Annotated in this window: 12 protein-coding genes; 9 read left to right on the top strand and 3 right to left on the bottom strand. The window is 62.0% G+C overall.

The annotated features are described in order from the left end of the window. Genes V8J38_RS10385 through V8J38_RS10375 form a run of 3 tightly spaced genes read left to right on the top strand, consistent with a single transcriptional unit; the run spans position 1 to position 3,886 of the window. Complete coding sequence (locus V8J38_RS10385; RefSeq protein WP_338575536.1) at positions 1 to 873, top strand: MaoC/PaaZ C-terminal domain-containing protein; 873 nt, start codon at positions 1 to 3, stop codon at positions 871 to 873. Then, a complete protein-coding gene (locus V8J38_RS10380; RefSeq protein WP_338575535.1) occupies positions 873 to 2,159 on the top strand; it encodes an acetyl-CoA C-acetyltransferase in 1,287 nt (428 codons plus the stop codon). Before V8J38_RS10385 ends, V8J38_RS10380 begins: the two co-directional genes overlap by 1 nt. Next, positions 2,156 to 3,886 (top strand): AMP-binding protein, encoded by a 1,731-nt coding sequence (locus V8J38_RS10375; RefSeq protein ID WP_291782136.1) that lies wholly within the window; start codon positions 2,156 to 2,158, stop codon positions 3,884 to 3,886. The genes V8J38_RS10380 and V8J38_RS10375 overlap by 4 nt, the downstream gene beginning before the upstream one ends. Here V8J38_RS10375 and V8J38_RS10370 read toward each other — a convergent pair. After that, positions 3,883 to 4,746 (bottom strand): bile acid:sodium symporter family protein, encoded by an 864-nt coding sequence (locus tag V8J38_RS10370; RefSeq protein ID WP_291782133.1) that lies wholly within the window; start codon positions 4,744 to 4,746, stop codon positions 3,883 to 3,885. The two genes, V8J38_RS10375 and V8J38_RS10370, sit on opposite strands and share 4 nt — an antisense overlap. Before the next feature lie 45 nt (positions 4,747 to 4,791). After that, entirely contained in the window at positions 4,792 to 6,471 is a 1,680-nt protein-coding gene (locus V8J38_RS10365; RefSeq protein WP_338575533.1) for an FAD-binding dehydrogenase, read from the bottom strand. A gap of 318 nt (positions 6,472 to 6,789) precedes the next feature. On the opposite strand from V8J38_RS10365, the gene V8J38_RS10360 reads away from it, so the two are divergent. The 6 genes from V8J38_RS10360 to V8J38_RS10335 all read left to right on the top strand — a co-directional run bounded on the left by V8J38_RS10360 (position 6,790) and on the right by V8J38_RS10335 (position 15,130). Further along, entirely contained in the window at positions 6,790 to 9,756 is a 2,967-nt protein-coding gene (locus tag V8J38_RS10360; RefSeq protein ID WP_338575531.1) for a TonB-dependent receptor, read from the top strand. A 194-nt stretch (positions 9,757 to 9,950) separates the two neighbouring features. Then, the gene (locus V8J38_RS10355) at positions 9,951 to 10,475 is read left to right on the top strand and encodes a hypothetical protein (RefSeq protein ID WP_291782125.1); all 525 of its coding nucleotides are present in this window, start codon (positions 9,951 to 9,953) and stop codon (positions 10,473 to 10,475) included. A gap of 99 nt (positions 10,476 to 10,574) precedes the next feature. After that, the gene (locus V8J38_RS10350) at positions 10,575 to 11,246 is read left to right on the top strand and encodes an ABC transporter ATP-binding protein (RefSeq protein ID WP_291782122.1); all 672 of its coding nucleotides are present in this window, start codon (positions 10,575 to 10,577) and stop codon (positions 11,244 to 11,246) included. Then, a complete protein-coding gene (locus V8J38_RS10345) occupies positions 11,243 to 12,418 on the top strand; it encodes an ABC transporter permease (protein ID WP_338575530.1) in 1,176 nt (391 codons plus the stop codon). Before V8J38_RS10350 ends, V8J38_RS10345 begins: the two co-directional genes overlap by 4 nt. Positions 12,419 to 12,455: 37 nt before the next feature. Continuing rightward, positions 12,456 to 13,874 carry a TolC family protein gene (locus V8J38_RS10340; protein ID WP_338578621.1) on the top strand — a complete coding sequence of 473 codons (1,419 nt, stop codon included), beginning with the start codon at positions 12,456 to 12,458 and terminating at the stop codon, positions 13,872 to 13,874. After that, a complete protein-coding gene (locus tag V8J38_RS10335) occupies positions 13,850 to 15,130 on the top strand; it encodes an efflux RND transporter periplasmic adaptor subunit (protein WP_338575529.1) in 1,281 nt (426 codons plus the stop codon). Before V8J38_RS10340 ends, V8J38_RS10335 begins: the two co-directional genes overlap by 25 nt. Here the strand turns inward: V8J38_RS10335 and V8J38_RS10330 are convergent. Beyond that, positions 15,127 to 15,789, bottom strand: coding sequence for a DsbA family protein (locus V8J38_RS10330; RefSeq protein WP_338575528.1), 663 nt, complete (start codon positions 15,787 to 15,789; stop codon positions 15,127 to 15,129). The genes V8J38_RS10335 and V8J38_RS10330 overlap by 4 nt on opposite strands. Between the last annotated feature and the right edge of the window lie 2 nt (positions 15,790 to 15,791).

Here is a 15,791-nt window from a genome sequence, read left to right as displayed (position 1 = left end):
ATGCGAGGCGCAGAGGCGGCGACGCCGATCACAATGCTGCAACTGGCGGGCGGCGCGGCGCGGGGGCTGTTGCGTGGTGAATCCAGGGCGCGGGATCTTCCGAGCGTGGTGCTTGAGGCCGACGCCGTCCGGTTGAAGGCCGAGGCGATCGCCGATTACAGCCGGCTGTGCGGTTTTCAGGCGGGACAGGGCGTGCCGCTGACCTGGCCGCATATCCTGGCCTTTCCGATGCATCTGCGGCTGATGATGCGGCCGGATTTCCCTTTTCCCCTGGCGGGCCTGGTTCATCTGCACAACCGCATCCGCCAGCACGTGCGCCTGATGCCGGGGGAGGCGCTAAGCCTGAGCACGCGCTTCGGGGATCTGATGACGCATGACCGAGGCCAGGCCTTCGGCATACTCACCGCCGCGCGCCGCGACGGCGTGATCGTGTGGGAGAGCGAGAGCGTCTATCTCAAACGCGGCGATCGCGGACCTGGCCGCCCGGCGCCTGAGATGGAGCAGGCGCCCGGTATGACGCGCGACCAGGTCTGGTCGCTTTCTGCTGACCTGGGGCGCCGCTATGGCCGGGTGTCGGGCGACGCCAACCCCATCCACACCTCGGCCCTGGGCGCGCGGTTGTTCGGCTTTCCGCGCGCGATCGTCCACGGGATGTGGACCAAGGCGCGGGCGTTGGCCGCCCTGACGCCGTCGGGCGGGTGGGAGGCGGCCGAAATCGAGGTCTCCTTCCGCGCGCCTCTGTTTCTGCCCGGCGAGGCGGCGCTGTTCATGGCTCCGAAGCATCGCGATTTTGAGGTGCGCGATCCGACGGGCGAGCGCGTTCACTTGCGAGGACGTCTGAGCGTCCCTGCTCCATCGGAGATCATCGTCTGATGCTTACCCTGTCCGCGCCGCGTCGGGTCGCCATCGTCGGCGCCAACCGCATTCCCTTCGCCCGGTCGAACACGGCCTACGCCGAGGCGTCGAACCAGGACATGCTGACAGCCGCCCTGCAGGGGCTGATCGACCGCTTCGACCTGCATGGGCTGCGACTGGGGGAGGTGGCGGCGGGAGCCGTCCTGAAGCTCTCGCGCGACATCGCCTTGACGCGCGAAAGCGTCCTGGGCACCACTCTGGGCCGGGGTACGCCGGCTTATGATGTCCAGCAGGCTTGCGGCACGGGACTGGAGGCGGCCATTCTGGTCGCCAACAAGATCGCCCTGGGCCAGATCGAGGTCGGGATCGCCGGCGGGGTGGACACCACCTCGGATGCGCCGATCGCCCTGAATGAAGGTTTCCGCCGCGCCCTGCTGGCGGCCAATCGCCAGAAGTCGATGCTGGGGCGGCTCAAGGCCCTGTCGCGAGCGGGCCTGACCGCGCCCTTCCGGCCTGAACCGCCGCGCAACGCCGAGCCGCGCACCGGCCTGTCGATGGGCGAGCATTGCGAACTGATGGCCAAGCATTGGGCCATTCCGCGCGATGAGCAGGACGCCCTGGCGATCCGCAGCCATCGCAATATGGCGGCGGCCTATGAGGCGGGGCTGTTCGACGAGATGATCACCCCCTTCAACGGGTTAAAGCGCGACAACAATCTGCGGCCCGATATCGATCCGGCCAAGGTCGCGGCGATGAGGCCGGTGTTCGATCGCGAGAACGGCACGTTGACGGCGGCCAACTCCACTCCGCTGACGGACGGCGCCTCGACGGTGCTGTTGGCCAGCGAGGAATGGGCGAGGGCGCGGGGACTGCCGATCCTGGCCTGGATGAGGGCGGGCGAAACGGCGGCCGTGGACTTCGTCAGCGGCGAGGAAGGTCTGCTGATGGCGCCCGCCTACGCCGTGCCGCGAATGCTGGCCAAGCTGGGGCTGACGCTTCAGGACTTCGACTTCTACGAAATCCACGAGGCCTTCGCCGCCCAGGTGCTGTGCACGCTCAAGGCCTGGGAAAGCGACGACTATGCACGCACCCGGCTGGGGCTGGATCGGGCGCCCGGCGCCATCGATCGGGAGCGGCTGAACATCCACGGCTCGTCCCTGGCGGCGGGGCATCCGTTCGCGGCGACGGGCGGGCGCATCCTGGGCAATCTGGCGCATATGCTGAACCGGGCCGGCAAGGGACGCGGCCTGATCTCCATCTGCGCCGCCGGGGGGCAGGGCGTCGTCGCCGTGATCGAGAAATGAGCGCGACGCTGCATGTGACGAAGACCGAGGCCGATCACCTGTGGGCCGAGCGCTTCTGGACACGCGCCTATCGTCCCGACGTGCCGGCGACGATCGACAACGACTTGGTGCAATGGGCTTCGGTCGGCGACCTGTTCGCGGCGGACGCCCGCAAATATGCGGAACGCGTCGGATTCGTCAGCATGGGCTCGGGCGTGACCTATGGCCGGGCGCTGTCGGACGCGCGGGCGTTCGCCGCCTGGCTGCAGGCCCAAGGCGTGCGGCCGGGCGATCGCGTGGCGCTGATGATGCCGAACTGCCTGCAGTATCCGGTGGCGCTGTTCGGCGTGCTGTTCGCCGGGGCGGTGGTGGTCAACGTCAACCCGCTCTACACGCCGCGCGAGCTGCAGCATCAACTCAAGGACAGCGGCGCGGTCGCCATTGTCGTGATGGAGATGTTCGCCGCTGCCCTGGAACAGGCGATCGAGGGCACGGATGTCCGCCACGTCGTCGTCACCGCCATGGGCGACATGATGGGGCCGGTGAAGGGGACGGCGATCACCGCCCTGCTGCGCCATGTCGAAAAGCTGGTGCCGAAGTGGCGCATCCCGCAGGCTGAACGCTGGCCCGCCGTGATGCGTCGGGCGCGGCGACTGTCGCTGAAGCCGGTCGAGACGAAGGCGGAAGACCTCGCCTTCCTGCAATATACGGGCGGCACTTCCGGCGTGGCCAAGGGGGCCATGCTGACCCATCGGAACATCATCGCCAATGTGCTGCAGGGGCGCGCCTGGATCATGGCCCAGATCCCGCAGGATCAGGTGGTGGGCAACGTCACCATGCTGCCTCTCTACCATATCTTCTCCCTGACGGCGAACCTGCTGATGTTCGTGGGGGTGGGTGGGCGCAACATCCTGATCGCCAATCCGCGCGACGCGAAGCGGGTGGAGTGGGTGCTGAGAAAAGAGCGGTTCGCGGCCTTCACCGGGCTGAACACCCTGTTCGCCGGCCTGCTGAAGAATGAGGCCTTCCGCGATCGCGACTTCACCGATCTGCGCCTGACCGTGGCCGGGGGCATGGCGACCCAGGCGTCGGTGGCCGAGGCCTGGCAGACCGTGACCGGCGCACCGCTGATTGAAGGCTATGGTCTGACCGAAACCTCGCCGGTGGTCTGCATCGGCTATGTGGATATCGAGCGGCCCGAGACGATGGGCTTCGACGGTACAGTCGGACTGCCGGTGCCCTCGACCGAGGTGCGGATGCGGCGCGATGACGGAAGTTGGTGCGGGATCGACGAACCAGGCGAACTGTGCGTGCGCGGCCCTCAGGTCATGCGCGGCTATTGGAACCGGCCAGAGGAAACGGCCAAGGTCCTGTCGTCCGACGGCTGGCTGGCGACGGGCGACGTGGGCGTGATGCAGGCGGACGGTCGGGTGCGGCTGGTCGACCGGATCAAGGACATGATCCTGGTCTCCGGCTTCAACGTCTATCCGAACGAGATCGAGGATGTGGTGGCGGCCCACCCCTTGGTGGACGAGGTGGCGGCTGTCGGAGTCCCCGACCCAGTGCAGGGCGAGCGGATCAAGGTGGTCATCGTGCCGCGCTCGTCCGAGCTGACAGAGGCGATGATCGTCGCCCACTGCCGTGAGCGGCTGACCGCCTACAAGGTGCCGCGCATCATCGTCTTCCGCGACGAGCCCCTGCCCAAGACCAATGTGGGCAAGGTGCTGCGCCGCGACCTGCGTGACTAGGCCATGCCGGGCTTTCTGCGCGTGATCAGGAAGCCGAAGCCCGCCGCCAGCGGGAACATCAGCACGCCATAGACGGCGCCGGGCAGGGTCATCTCGGGACTGTTCAACACCGACTGAGCGATGACGATGGCCAGGGTGGCGTTATGCAGCCCGACCTCAAAGGCGCTGGCGACGGCCTGCGGACGCTCGATCCTGAGCAGGCGCGGCACGCCGTAGCCGACGCCCAGGCTGAGCAGGCAGAAGGCGACAGTCACGCCGGCAAGTCCGCCGATCTGGCTCATCAGGACGTGGAAGCTGGAGGCGGCGGCGCCGAGGATCACCAGCACGAGGATCAGAATGGAGGCGATGCGCACCGGCTTGTCCATGGCGGCCGCGAAGGCGGGCCGCCATCCGCGCACCAGCATCCCCAGCGCCACCGGAGCCAGCACGATCATGAAGACCTCGATCGTCTTCCTGAACTGCAGGCCGACATGCAGGTCGCCCGGCTGAAAGAAGGCGATCGCCAGATTGACCACGACCGGCAAGGTCACGACGGCGATGACGGAGTTGATGGCCGTCAGGCTGATGTTCAGCGCCACATCACCCCGGAACAAGTGGCTGTAGAGATTGGCGGTCGTCCCGCCGGGGGAGGCGGCCAGCAGCATCATGCCGACCGCCAGAACGGGCGGCAGGCGGAACAGCAGCACCAGCCCGAAGCAAATGGCCGGAAGCAACAGCAACTGGCAGGCCAGGGCCACGCCGGCCGCCTTGGGCCGCTGGGCCACGCGGGCGAAGTCTGCGGGCGTCAGTCCGAGGCCCAGGCCGAACATGATGATGCCCAGCGCGACGGGCAGGCCGATGGTGGCCATTGCGGAATCCATGCGTCGTTTCTCCCCGTGCGCCAGATGGCGGCGCGATTGTCCCTCTTAGGCCTGGCCCGCCAGCGCGCGCCCCGCCGCCCGTCCCGAGAAGATGCATCCGCCCAGGAAGGTGCCCTCCAGCGCATTGTAACCATGCAATCCGCCGCCGCCGAAGCCCGCAGCTTCGCCTGCGGCGTAGAGTCCTTCCAGCGGCGTTCCGTCCGGCGTCAGCACGCGGCTGGACAGGTCGGTCTGCAACCCGCCCAGCGACTTGCGCGTCAGGACGTGCAGCTTGACCCCGATGAGCGGCCCGGCCGTCGGGTCCAGCACCCTGTGCGGTGTCGAGGTGCGCGCCCAGCGGTCGCCGCGATAGCGCCGGCTGTTGTGAATGCCCTGAACTTGCGCATCCTTGGCGTAGGGATTGGCCATCTGGGCGTCGCGATCCTCGATCTGGGCGCGGATCAGGGCGGCGTCCAGCAGCGGTCTGTCGGTCAGGCCGTTCATCCTGCCGACCAGGGTCTCCAAGTCGTCGGCGACCACGAAGTCGGCGCCCTTGTCGCGGAAGGCGGCGACTTCTCGAGGCGCGGCCTTGCCCAGGCGCGAACGCAAGACGCCCAGAAGGTTGCGGTCGGTGATGTCCTGGTTCTGCTCCGAGCCCGACAGGGCGAACTCCTTGGCCAGCATGGTCTCGGTGACGATGAACCAGGAGTGGTCGTGCTCGATCAAGTCGGGCGTCGTGCGCAGATGTTTCAGCGTGGCGATGGTGTCGTAGCCGGGCAGGGCCGGGAAGGGCAGGCGCCGCCCCAGGGCGTCGAACCACAGCGGCGACGGTCCCGGCAGGATGCGGATCGCATGGTCGGGCCAGATCGGCGCCCAGTTCTGCACGCCCTCCACATAGTGCCACATGCGGTCCCGGTTCACGAGGCGCGCGCCGGCCCCGGCGGCGATGTCCAGCATTCGTCCGTCCACATGGGCGGGCACGCCGGTGATCATGGTCTTCGGCGGCGCGCCCAGCCGTTCGGGCCAGTAGCGGCGGACCATCTCATGGTTGCCGCCGATGCCGCCGGTCGCCAGGATCACCGCGTCGGCCTTCAGGGTGAAGTCGCCGATGACCTGGCGATTGGAGGGGGCGCCTCGCGGCGCGTCGTCGGGCGCCAGCACGGCGCCTGCAACGCCGGTCACCCGCCCGCCTTCGACCAGAATCTGATCGACCCTGTGCCGGTGGTGAAAGGTCAGCCGCCCGGTTTTCTCTGCTTCTCTCGCTCGGTGCGCAAACGGCTCCGACACGCCCGTTCCCGTGCCCCAGGCGACATGAAAGCGAGGAACCGAATTGCCGTGGCCGAACGCCTTGCCGGCGCCTCTCTCCGCCCAGCCCACCATGGGCGTCAGCTTGATGTCATGCTGACGCAGCCAGTCGCATTTTTCACCGGCGGCGAACTCAACATAGGCGCGGCCCCAGCGCATCGCCCATTCGTCTTCGGCCAAGGGGCCGTCCAGCCGATCCCAGCCCGCGCTGCCCCGCCAATCCCGCCAGGCAAGGTCGAAACTGTCGTGCACGCCCAGGCGTCGTTGCTCGGGCGAGTTCACCAGGAACAGGCCCCCGAACGACCAGAACGCCTGACCGCCAAGATTGCTCGCGTTTTCCTGGTCCACCAGCAGAACGCGACGACCTGCCCTTGTCAGTTCGTGCGCCGCAACCAGGCCTGCGAGCCCGCCTCCAACGACAATGACGTCCCCGTCCATCATGTCCTCCTAAAAAAGCGAATGCAGCATGATTTCACTAACAGCTATGTAAATACAAGTGCGGCGTTCGCATTCGTTCAAACAAATCCGAGACATCGGATGGGCGTGGGTGGGCGGAAACAACGAGTGCGCTGCGGGAGAAGATGAAAAGCTTCCGTAAGGTCACAAGACATCTATGTAAGTAGGCTGTTGACATGCGTATGAATAGGTGGATCGATAGCGTCAGCTTTCGGCGCATCCGCCTCGTCGTCAGCTCAACACAAAGGCGGGAGGAAGCATTCGGTCCAGCTGGGGAGCAGGGCCGTGCAGGGGAGGGTTTTCATGGCTTCAGCGGCCTGTAATCGCGCGCGTCTGGCTGTCACCGCGTCGGCTTTCGCTCTAGTTGTCGCGGCTGGCCCTGCGCTGGCTCAGGATGCAGCGCCTTCCCAGGACGCAACGTCGGTCGGCGACATCATCGTTACCGCCCAGAAGCGTGAACAATCCATTCAGGATGTGCCGATCGCGGTCTCGGCTTTCTCAGCCGAAAATCTGGACGCCATGAAGATTGAAGGCGGTTCCGAACTCATGCGGGCCGTTCCTAATGTCAGCTTCTCCAAGAACAATTTTTCCATGTACAATTTCGCGATTCGCGGGATTGGCACCAAGGCCGTTTCGGCTGCATCTGATCCGGCGGTGGCCGTTAGCTTCAATAACAGCCCCCTGATCCGCAACCGGTTATTTGAGCAGGAATACCTGGATGTGAACCGGGTCGAGGTTCTGCGAGGACCCCAGGGCACGCTGTACGGTCGAAATGCCACTGCAGGCGTGGTCAATATGATTCCTAACCTGCCGAGTCCTGACTTTGAGGCGATGCTCAAGGCGGAAGGCGGAAACTATGGGTCACTCCGTGGTCAGGGGATGATCAACCTGCCTCTGGGTGAACAATTCGCTGTCCGTGTGGCGGGGGGACTTACTCAGCGAGACGGCTTCGACTACAATAGTTTCAACGATACCAATATTAACGGCCGTGATCTGTGGTCTACACGGCTATCGGCGGCTTGGACGCCGAGCGATCGATTCAGAGCCAATCTGATCTGGGAACACTTCAACGAAGACGATGATCGCTCGCGCACGGGCAAGCAACTGTGCGCTAATGATCCTGGGCCAGAGACGGTCGGCGACGCTATCGATTTCAATGATGCAGCCCGAAGCCATCTAAGCCAGGGCTGCCGCGCTGTAAGCTTGTATGACGATGCATCATATGGGACGCCTAACGGTGGGGCGGCGGCTATTGTCTTCATTTCAGGCGTGGGGGCGGGGTTCGACGAATTTGGAAACGTTATCCCGGCTACAAATGTAACGCTCGACCAGATGAATCCCTACTTTGGAGTGACGCAGTCACGCGATATGCGTGATGTGGCGACTTACTTCGACCCAACCTATCGAGCGAAAAACGATGTTGTCCAACTAAACTTAGAGTACGATCTGACTAATAACCTCAAGTTCATATCGCAGACGGCTTATTCAAAAGATGATTTTAGATCTACTCAAGATTATAATAGATATGTTTCAAATGTTATATTCAATAATATTGACGGAGCCTATAATTATATAGGAGAAAAGATTCCACAAACTGCGATTGTTAATGGATATTATAGAGACCCCCAGCTCGGTTCTTCTAATAGAATGGTTTCGCTGGATCTAAGTCAATCTAATAACGAGCAATGGTATCAGGAGTTTCGTATTCAGTCTAATTTTAGCGGAGGCTTTAACTTTAATGTTGGTGCAAATTATTTAGACTTTAAAACTCAAGATGACTATTATGTGTTTAATAACCTCTTCAGCTTTGTATCTGAGTATTTTTACAATAATGGATCACCATCTCCGGGTAGTCCGACTTTAACGACTACAGCGTGTGACGAGACGGCGATCAAGGAGTGTATCTATGTCGATCCAACATCGCTTGATAATCTTGCAGGAGATGGACATAACTATTTCCGAAGCAAGAATGTCGTGCATACGCGGTCGTGGGCTCTGTTTGGCGAAGGGTACTGGAATTTAAGCCCTGAGGTTCGTTTGACGATCGGGCTACGCTACACAAATGATGAAAAGGTATCGACTCCTTATCCTAGTCAGCTGCTGCTAGGGGCCGAGCCGGATGGAAGTTGGGGCGCTTCAACTGGCGGATCAATCAGTCGCGGCTATCGTGCGATGGACGATATAAAGCAAAATTGGGATGCTGTTACTGGTCGTTTGGTGGTGGATTGGCGGCCGCGTGAAGACACGCTTGTCTATGCTTCCTACTCACGGGGCTACAAGGGAGGGGGAGCTAATCCTCCTCGGGCGGATATCAACTCGGAAGTCGTTCAGTATCAGAGTCTGGCGGAAACGTTTGATCCTGAATACGTCGATGCTTTCGAGATCGGGACAAAGAATAGCTTTTATGATGGGCGCGTTCGCTTGAATGCGACGGCCTTCTATTATGACTACACGGACTACCAAGTGTCCCAGATTGTCGATCGAATTTCTCTGAATGAGAATTTCGACGCGAAATCAATGGGACTAGAATTGGAGGCGGTGTTTCGTCCCATCCCCGATTTCCGTATTGATGCAAACTTGGGCTTCCTGAAAACGAAGATCGGCGATGGCGAGGGCTCCATCGATGTCATGAACCGCACGCAGGGCAACTCTGACTGGATGGTTGTTCGGCCTTGGCTGCAGGTTCCGTCCAACTGCGTCGCTCCGACCAAGCACGTGGAGACGATCCTTCAAAGTCCGCTTGCTGCTGACTTCGGGGTCGTGGCGCTTTCGGCTCTGTGTTCGGGGTCTCAGCGTTGGGGCACGTTTGATCCGAACTTCGACAGCATTCTGCCATTTTGGGCCTTTTTTGGCTTCACTTACGATCCAATGACTGAGGCGCCCAATTTGGGGCGCGGCTTTACCGCGGACCTGTCAGGAAATGAACTGCCTAACGCACCGCGCATGACAGCGAACATCGGCGCTCAGTATACGTTCCATATCAGGGACTGGGATTTGACTGTTCGTGGCGACTACTATCGCCAATCATCAAGCTATTTCCGTGTATACAACACGGATTACGACCGATTGAAGGGCTGGGACAACGCCAACCTGACCATCACTATGGAGAACATGGGCGAGAACCTTGTTGTTCAAGCTTATGTGAAAAATCTGTTCGATAAGGCTCCGATTGTCGATGCCTTCACGAACAGCGACGATTCCCTGCTGACGACGAATGTATTTACTCTCGATCCCCGCATTATTGGGGTCAGTCTTTCTAAGCGCTTCTGACTGTCTGCTGATTTGCAGTCGCCTGGAAAAGGCGACTGCTTTTTAGGTCTGCCCGCATGTCGCGCGTGGATCGGTTAAGCTATGGGTCATGATAACCGATTGATTTTAAGCATCTTTTTATATTGACAGTTCTGATAGTTTTGGTGATGGTTAGGCGTCAACCATCTAGGGTTGTGAAAAAGGGAGGAAGTGAAATGTTCAAAAGCTCAATCACTGCCGCTGTCGCCGTTTGTGTTCTGAGTGTCGCCGGGAACGCTGCCGCTCAATCCGCTTGGTCCCCGCAAGGCGCGACGGTTAACGTCACGCAAGCTGGCAGCACCGCCACTCTGTACAATACTGTGACGCTGAACTGTAAGCCGGCTTCAAACACTGCATTTCAGTTCGGCACGCCGGCTGCTGGCTCTCCGCAGAATAAGTTTACCGTGACCAGCACTGCGAATCCGTTCGTGGGCAACGGCGGCCTGACCGACTCGCTGCTCTGCCCTACCATCGTCCTCTACAACCAGCCTTGGACGGGTACGGTCGTGTCTGGCGGGCCGAGTGTTTGGACTGTGGCTCTGGCCAACGTCCGAGCCAAAACCACGACGGGCACCTTCTGCGAAGGGACCCTCACCGGCACCTTGACCGAGAAGCGGGACTTCTCCGTTTCCGGCACCTTGGGAGCTTGCCAAGTAACCTTGAACTTCAAGCTTGCTCAGGATGTCGACATTACGCCTTAAGCTGATGGGTGCGCCGATGTTTTTCGGCCTCTGATGTCGCAGGTCGGGCTTATCGCCCGGCCTGCGATATTTGCGTTAGCCATATTTTGAGTGTGATCCATGTTGCGTGTTGAGGGCGTCAGCAAGACCTATGACCGTGGATTAATCGTTCTTGAGGATGTTCGGCTTCACCTTGCATCCGGTGAATTCGCCGCGCTTGTCGGACCTTCTGGATCCGGCAAGAGTACTCTGCTGAATCTGATTGGTCTCTTGGATCGTCCGGATAGAGGTGAGATTATCCTGGACGGTGTCCCGGTCTCTAATTTATCTCGCGTAGAGGCTGCCCGAGTTCGCAATTATCTGATTGGCTTTGTCTTTCAGTCGTTTCACCTTCTGTCTCGACTGACGGCGTGGGAGAATGTGGCCCTGCCGCTACTTCATCGCGGCGTCGGCGGCGCCGAACGCAAGGCGCGAGCTTTAGCCATGTTGGAGCGTGTCGGTTTATCTGATCGCGTCTTTCATCGCCCTGACCAGATGTCTGGCGGCCAACGTCAGCGAACAGCCATCGCTCGTGCGCTGGTTGGCGAGCCGCGCCTGATTTTGGCTGATGAACCAACGGGAAACCTGGACAGCACGACAGGCTCGCAGGTCATTGAGCTTTTGCGCTCATTCAATCGTGATTTCGGCGTCACCGTTTTGATGATCACTCATGATCGGGACATGGCGATGCTATGCGATAGGGTGATCGAGATTTGCGATGGGCGGTTGCTGCCGCAAGGGGATGCGGGTTGAGGCGCGGGCGCGCAGATCTGACGCAACTTGCGCTTGAGGCGGTGGCCAATTTGCGTGGCCAGGGGCGGCGCTCGGTCCTGGCTCTGCTTGGGATAGTTATTGGCTCTGCCGCCATCGTCGCGCTGATGAACATCGCCTACATCGCCCAGATTGAAGCGATGAAGAGCTTTCGGCAGACGGGTGTAGACATTCTAGCAGTGCAAGCGGAAGGGGCCGCGGGCCTCGATCCAGCTAGAATAGATGCTGTGGTGAAGATGGATACGGCGGCGTTATCAGCGGCGCCGCTGGCCACAGCCATGCTGGAGGCGGGCGCCAATGGAAAGACAAGCAACGTTACTGTGGCCGGCGTCACTCCTGCGATCAGCACATTGGCTGGCTTGTCGACGTCCAGCGGAAGACTGCTGCGTGAGCTTGATGATTGTAGCCAGGTCGCCGTCCTAGGGCCGAAAGCAGCATTGAATCTTTCTTCCCCTGGGGCGGCGATGATGCCGGGAAGCTTAATCCGTATCGGCAGCTACGCCTTTACCGTCGTTGGGGTTCTGACTCAGACCCCGCCTCAGGCGCTTAGCCCCGTTCAATATGATAATGCTGTTCTTATTCCTTTGACTTGTGCACGTCGCGTGATGGCAAGTGATACGGCTACCGGAGCCCTGATACGCCTCCAGCCTGAAGCCGATACCGAGGCTGCGGTCATCCGGTATACGGCCGCATTATCGACGCCTCAGGCGCCTGTGCGGGTTCAGGACGCCCGATCGATGATCCAGGCGATGAAGAAACAAATGGCCATGCTGGGCGGAGTCCTAGTGGCGATCGGGTCCATTTCTCTGCTGGTCGGCGGGGTTGGGGTCATGAACGTCATGTTGATGACGGTGATGGAGCGGCGGCGCGAAATCGGCCTGCGGGCCGCCATCGGCGCGACGCCCGGCGACATCCGCATGATGTTCTTGATCGAGGCGGTCGTCCTGGCTCTGGGAGGCGGCGTGCTGGGCGATGTGTTGGGCGTGGGGCTGACGTGGGTGGCGACGCTGTTCCTGCCTTTTGAATTTGCGGTGAACTGGGGCGTCATGATTCTGGGGGCGGGGGTCGCAGCGAGTGTGGGATTGGTGTTCGGTCTCTATCCCGCCATTGCGGCGTCGCGGATTCTGCCGATTGAGGCTCTGCGTGGGGACTAGAGTTTTCGTAAACTTGGGCGTGTCGAGCCTCTTGGCGATGATCGCGGTGGACGCGCACGCCCAGGCGACGTCCGGTCCGATTTCACCCGTGGTCGTGCCGTCCGCCGCGCCTATTCCGGCGGGAGCGCCGCTGGAGTTGACGCTGGATGAAGCCGTCGCCTTGGCCCTGCGTTATAATCGCGGAATCCGCTCGGCCTATCTGCAGCGGGTGGTTCAGCGTTTCGACCTGCGCGTGGCCGAGCGCGCCTTCGTCCCTCAAGGCGGGATCGGCATCGAGGTCGTGCAGCGACGTCAGGATGGCGAGACCGACGGTGACATCGTCATCAGCCCCTCAGCATCCTGGCGTACGCCGTTGGGAGGGACGGTGAACTTCGTATGGGCTCGGGCAGATACTTTGACCGGCGAGGGGGCTGAGTATGAAACGGCGGGAGTAAGTCTGAGTCAGCCCTTGCTGCGCGGGGCCGGGTTGGCGGTCAACATGGCCCCCGTCCGCATTGCTCGTCTTCAGGAAGAGATCAACCGGCTGCAGTTGGAGGCGACGGTCGCCGGGACGGTCAGCGCCGTCATCACATCCTATCGCGCCTTGATCCAGGCTCAGGAGCAGGCGCGCCTGGCCGAAGAAGCTCTGGCGCGGACCCGGATACTGCTCGAAACGAACCAGGCGCTTATCGCGGCAGGGCGTATGGCGGCTTCTGACATCGTTCAGACAGAGTCCGGCGTAGCCAATCAGGAAGTGGCCGTGTTGCAGGCGCGCCAGCAGGTGGTTTCGGCCCAACTGGGACTTCTACAATTGCTGGCCCTGGCCTCCCGCACCAATGTCGTGGCGGTCGATCCCGTTGCGGCGGCCCGTGTTGAGGTGGATCTGGACAGCGCGATGGCGACGGCCTTTTCTTCGCGTATCGATCTTCTGGCCCAGCGCACGTCTCTCGAACAGATGCGTCAGTCGCTCATTGTTGCGCGTAATCAGCGGCTTTGGGACGTGTCGCTGGAAGCCTCGGCCACGCGTGATGACGGCCCCAGGTTCCTTGATCGCTTTAATGAAACCGACACGAGGGTCGGACTGCGGCTGAATATTCCGATCGGTGATCTGTCAAGGCGCCAAAGCTGGCTGGCGGCGGACACCAATATGCAGACGGCTGAACTGGCCTTCGAGGAAATGAAGCAGTCGGTGGAAAGCCAGGTGCTGGACGCGGTTCAGTCGGTTGAGGCCAGTTGGCTTCAGGTGGAGGCGGCGCGGCGGGCTCGCGCCTTGTCGGAGCAGGCGCTTGAGATCGGACAGGAACGCCTGCGTTTCGGCAGGGCCTCGAACTTTGAGGTCCTGTCTCTGCAGGCCGACCTGCGCGCCGCCGATGCTCAGCAGTTGTCGGCCAACATCGCGTACCTCAATGCGCTGACGGCGCTGGATCAGCAAATCGGGAGCACGCTTGAGACATGGCGCATTTCCTTGAACGACTGAAATCTCGCAAAGTGCAGGGCGCCCTGGCTGTTGTGGCGGTTCTGACCGCTGGAGCCGCGTTCGGCTTGACGCGCGGCGGGGCGGACCAGGGCGCGATGGAGGAGCAGCGCGCCACGATGACACGCGCGCCTTTTATTGTTTCCGTCAACTTTTCAGGCCGGGTGACGCCTGGCGAGCGTATTGATCTGAGCGCTCCGTTCGACGCCCGGGTGACCCGCGTCCTGTTTGAATATGGCGATCAGATCGATGCCGGGCAGCGCTTGCTGGAACTTGACGCCGCGGATGTCCTGCGGAGTCGGGCGGAAGCGGAATCCGCCTGGCTGAAGGCGGACGCCGAGGCTGACCGAATGGCCGGTTGGGAAGGAGGCGTAGAAGTGCGTCGCGCGACCCGGACGATCGCTGCAGCTGAAGCTGACCTGAGCGACCTTGAGGCGAAAATCGCGGAAACCCAGGCCTTGCTCGAGCGAGGGCTTGTGCCCCGAAGCGAGCATGAGGGGCTTCTACAGCAGCGGCGCCAGCGCGAAGCCGCGCTTGTTTCCGCGCGCGAAGATCTCGCTGAAACGCTCAGGCGAGCCGGAGCAGGAGAGAAGCGTCTTGCATCGCTGCAACGCGCTGTCGCTGCGGCGCAGTATGATGCAGTGCGAGACGGGGGCGACGGCGTCATCATCGCGCCGCAGGGCGGCGTGATCGTCCGGCCGGAGTCGCAAGGCGAAAGCGCCGACAAGGTCGTGCGGACCGGAGGGCGTGTCGCCAAAGGGCAATCCTTAGCGGTGATCGCCAGCACAGCTGCGCTTGACGTGGTTTTCACGCTCGATGAGCTGGACCTCAACGCCATTCAACCCGGACAGAAGGCCGTCGTCACCGGGCCTGGCTTCGGCGGACAGACCTTGACGGGAGTCGTCACAGGCGTCGCGGGCGAGGCCAGTATGGAAGCTGGCGCGAACAAGGCCGTGTTTGAGGCGCGCGTGAGACTGGATCCCCTGTCGCCCGAAGCCGCGCGGGCTGTGCGGATCGGCATGACCGCCAACATCTCGATCGTGGCCTATGAAAATCCGAGCGCCCTGGTTGCGCCCCCTGAGGCGGTCCAGGGGGCTGCGCCCAACGCCTTCGTCATGGTTCGGGTGCGCGGCGCCGAGCCCGTCCGGCGCGATATTGTCGTGGGCCAGGTCGGTCCGATGGGCGTCGAGGTGCTGTCGGGGCTCAAGGCGGGCGACGTCGTCGTTTGGACGCCGTCGCCGCAGTCCTTGCAGCCTTAACGCAGAGGTTGGCCCGTGCGCAGGCGGGCGATGATGGCTTCGAGCTGCGCTCGCGGCATTCCGCCCGGAATCAGATAACCGTTGATGATGAAGGCGGGGGTGCCTTGCAGACCCATGGCCATGGCTTCCTGCATATTGAGCATCAGCACGTCGTCGATCTCGGCGCGGTGCGACGCCAGATCCTGGTCTAACCGCGCCAGATCAACCCCGGCGCCTTGAAGCAGGCGGCGTATCTCATCGTCGGTGACCCGCGAGGGATGCTTCATGAACGCGGCGTGGACCGCGTGATACTTGCCTTGATAACCGGCGGCCAGGGCGGATCGGGCGGCGTTCTCCGATACGGCGCCGAAGATGGCCCAGTCCTTATAGAGAACCCGGAGCTTGGGATCCGCCTTTAGAACCTCGTCGATTTCGACGTACATCTTCTTGCAGTAGGGGCAGTTGTAGTCGACGTACCCGATGATGGTGACGTCAGCGTTCTCGGCGCCCAGGAACGGGGTGGCCGGATTGTGCAACAGATCGTCGAAGCCTGTCCTGGCGATTGGCGGCATGTCCTGAACGACCGCTGTCCCGGCGGCGCCGTTGTCGGCATCGGCGGGGCTGCAGGCGGCCAGCGCCGCCGCGGCAGCAGCGAGGGCGGGGACGAATTTGCGGATCATGG

The organism is Brevundimonas olei (genome assembly GCF_037055245.1).
Taxonomy (GTDB): domain Bacteria; phylum Pseudomonadota; class Alphaproteobacteria; order Caulobacterales; family Caulobacteraceae; genus Brevundimonas; species Brevundimonas olei.
Note: the sequence above shows the minus strand (reverse complement) of the source record. Positions and strands in the feature narration are given on the sequence as shown.

What these genes read in the sequence shown, in the direction of transcription:
- V8J38_RS10385 (WP_338575536.1), top strand. Translation starts at nt 1, where the DNA reads ATGCGAGGCGCAGAGGCGGCGACGCCGATCACAATGCTGCAACTGGCG.
- V8J38_RS10380 (WP_338575535.1), top strand. Translation starts at nt 873, where the DNA reads ATGCTTACCCTGTCCGCGCCGCGTCGGGTCGCCATCGTCGGCGCCAAC.
- V8J38_RS10375 (WP_291782136.1), top strand. Translation starts at nt 2,156, where the DNA reads ATGAGCGCGACGCTGCATGTGACGAAGACCGAGGCCGATCACCTGTGG.
- V8J38_RS10370 (WP_291782133.1), bottom strand. Translation starts at nt 4,746, where the DNA reads ATGGATTCCGCAATGGCCACCATCGGCCTGCCCGTCGCGCTGGGCATC.
- V8J38_RS10365 (WP_338575533.1), bottom strand. Translation starts at nt 6,471, where the DNA reads ATGATGGACGGGGACGTCATTGTCGTTGGAGGCGGGCTCGCAGGCCTG.
- V8J38_RS10360 (WP_338575531.1), top strand. Translation starts at nt 6,790, where the DNA reads ATGGCTTCAGCGGCCTGTAATCGCGCGCGTCTGGCTGTCACCGCGTCG.
- V8J38_RS10355 (WP_291782125.1), top strand. Translation starts at nt 9,951, where the DNA reads ATGTTCAAAAGCTCAATCACTGCCGCTGTCGCCGTTTGTGTTCTGAGT.
- V8J38_RS10350 (WP_291782122.1), top strand. Translation starts at nt 10,575, where the DNA reads ATGTTGCGTGTTGAGGGCGTCAGCAAGACCTATGACCGTGGATTAATC.
- V8J38_RS10340 (WP_338578621.1), top strand. Translation starts at nt 12,456, where the DNA reads ATGATCGCGGTGGACGCGCACGCCCAGGCGACGTCCGGTCCGATTTCA.
- V8J38_RS10335 (WP_338575529.1), top strand. Translation starts at nt 13,850, where the DNA reads ATGGCGCATTTCCTTGAACGACTGAAATCTCGCAAAGTGCAGGGCGCC.
- V8J38_RS10330 (WP_338575528.1), bottom strand. Translation starts at nt 15,789, where the DNA reads ATGATCCGCAAATTCGTCCCCGCCCTCGCTGCTGCCGCGGCGGCGCTG.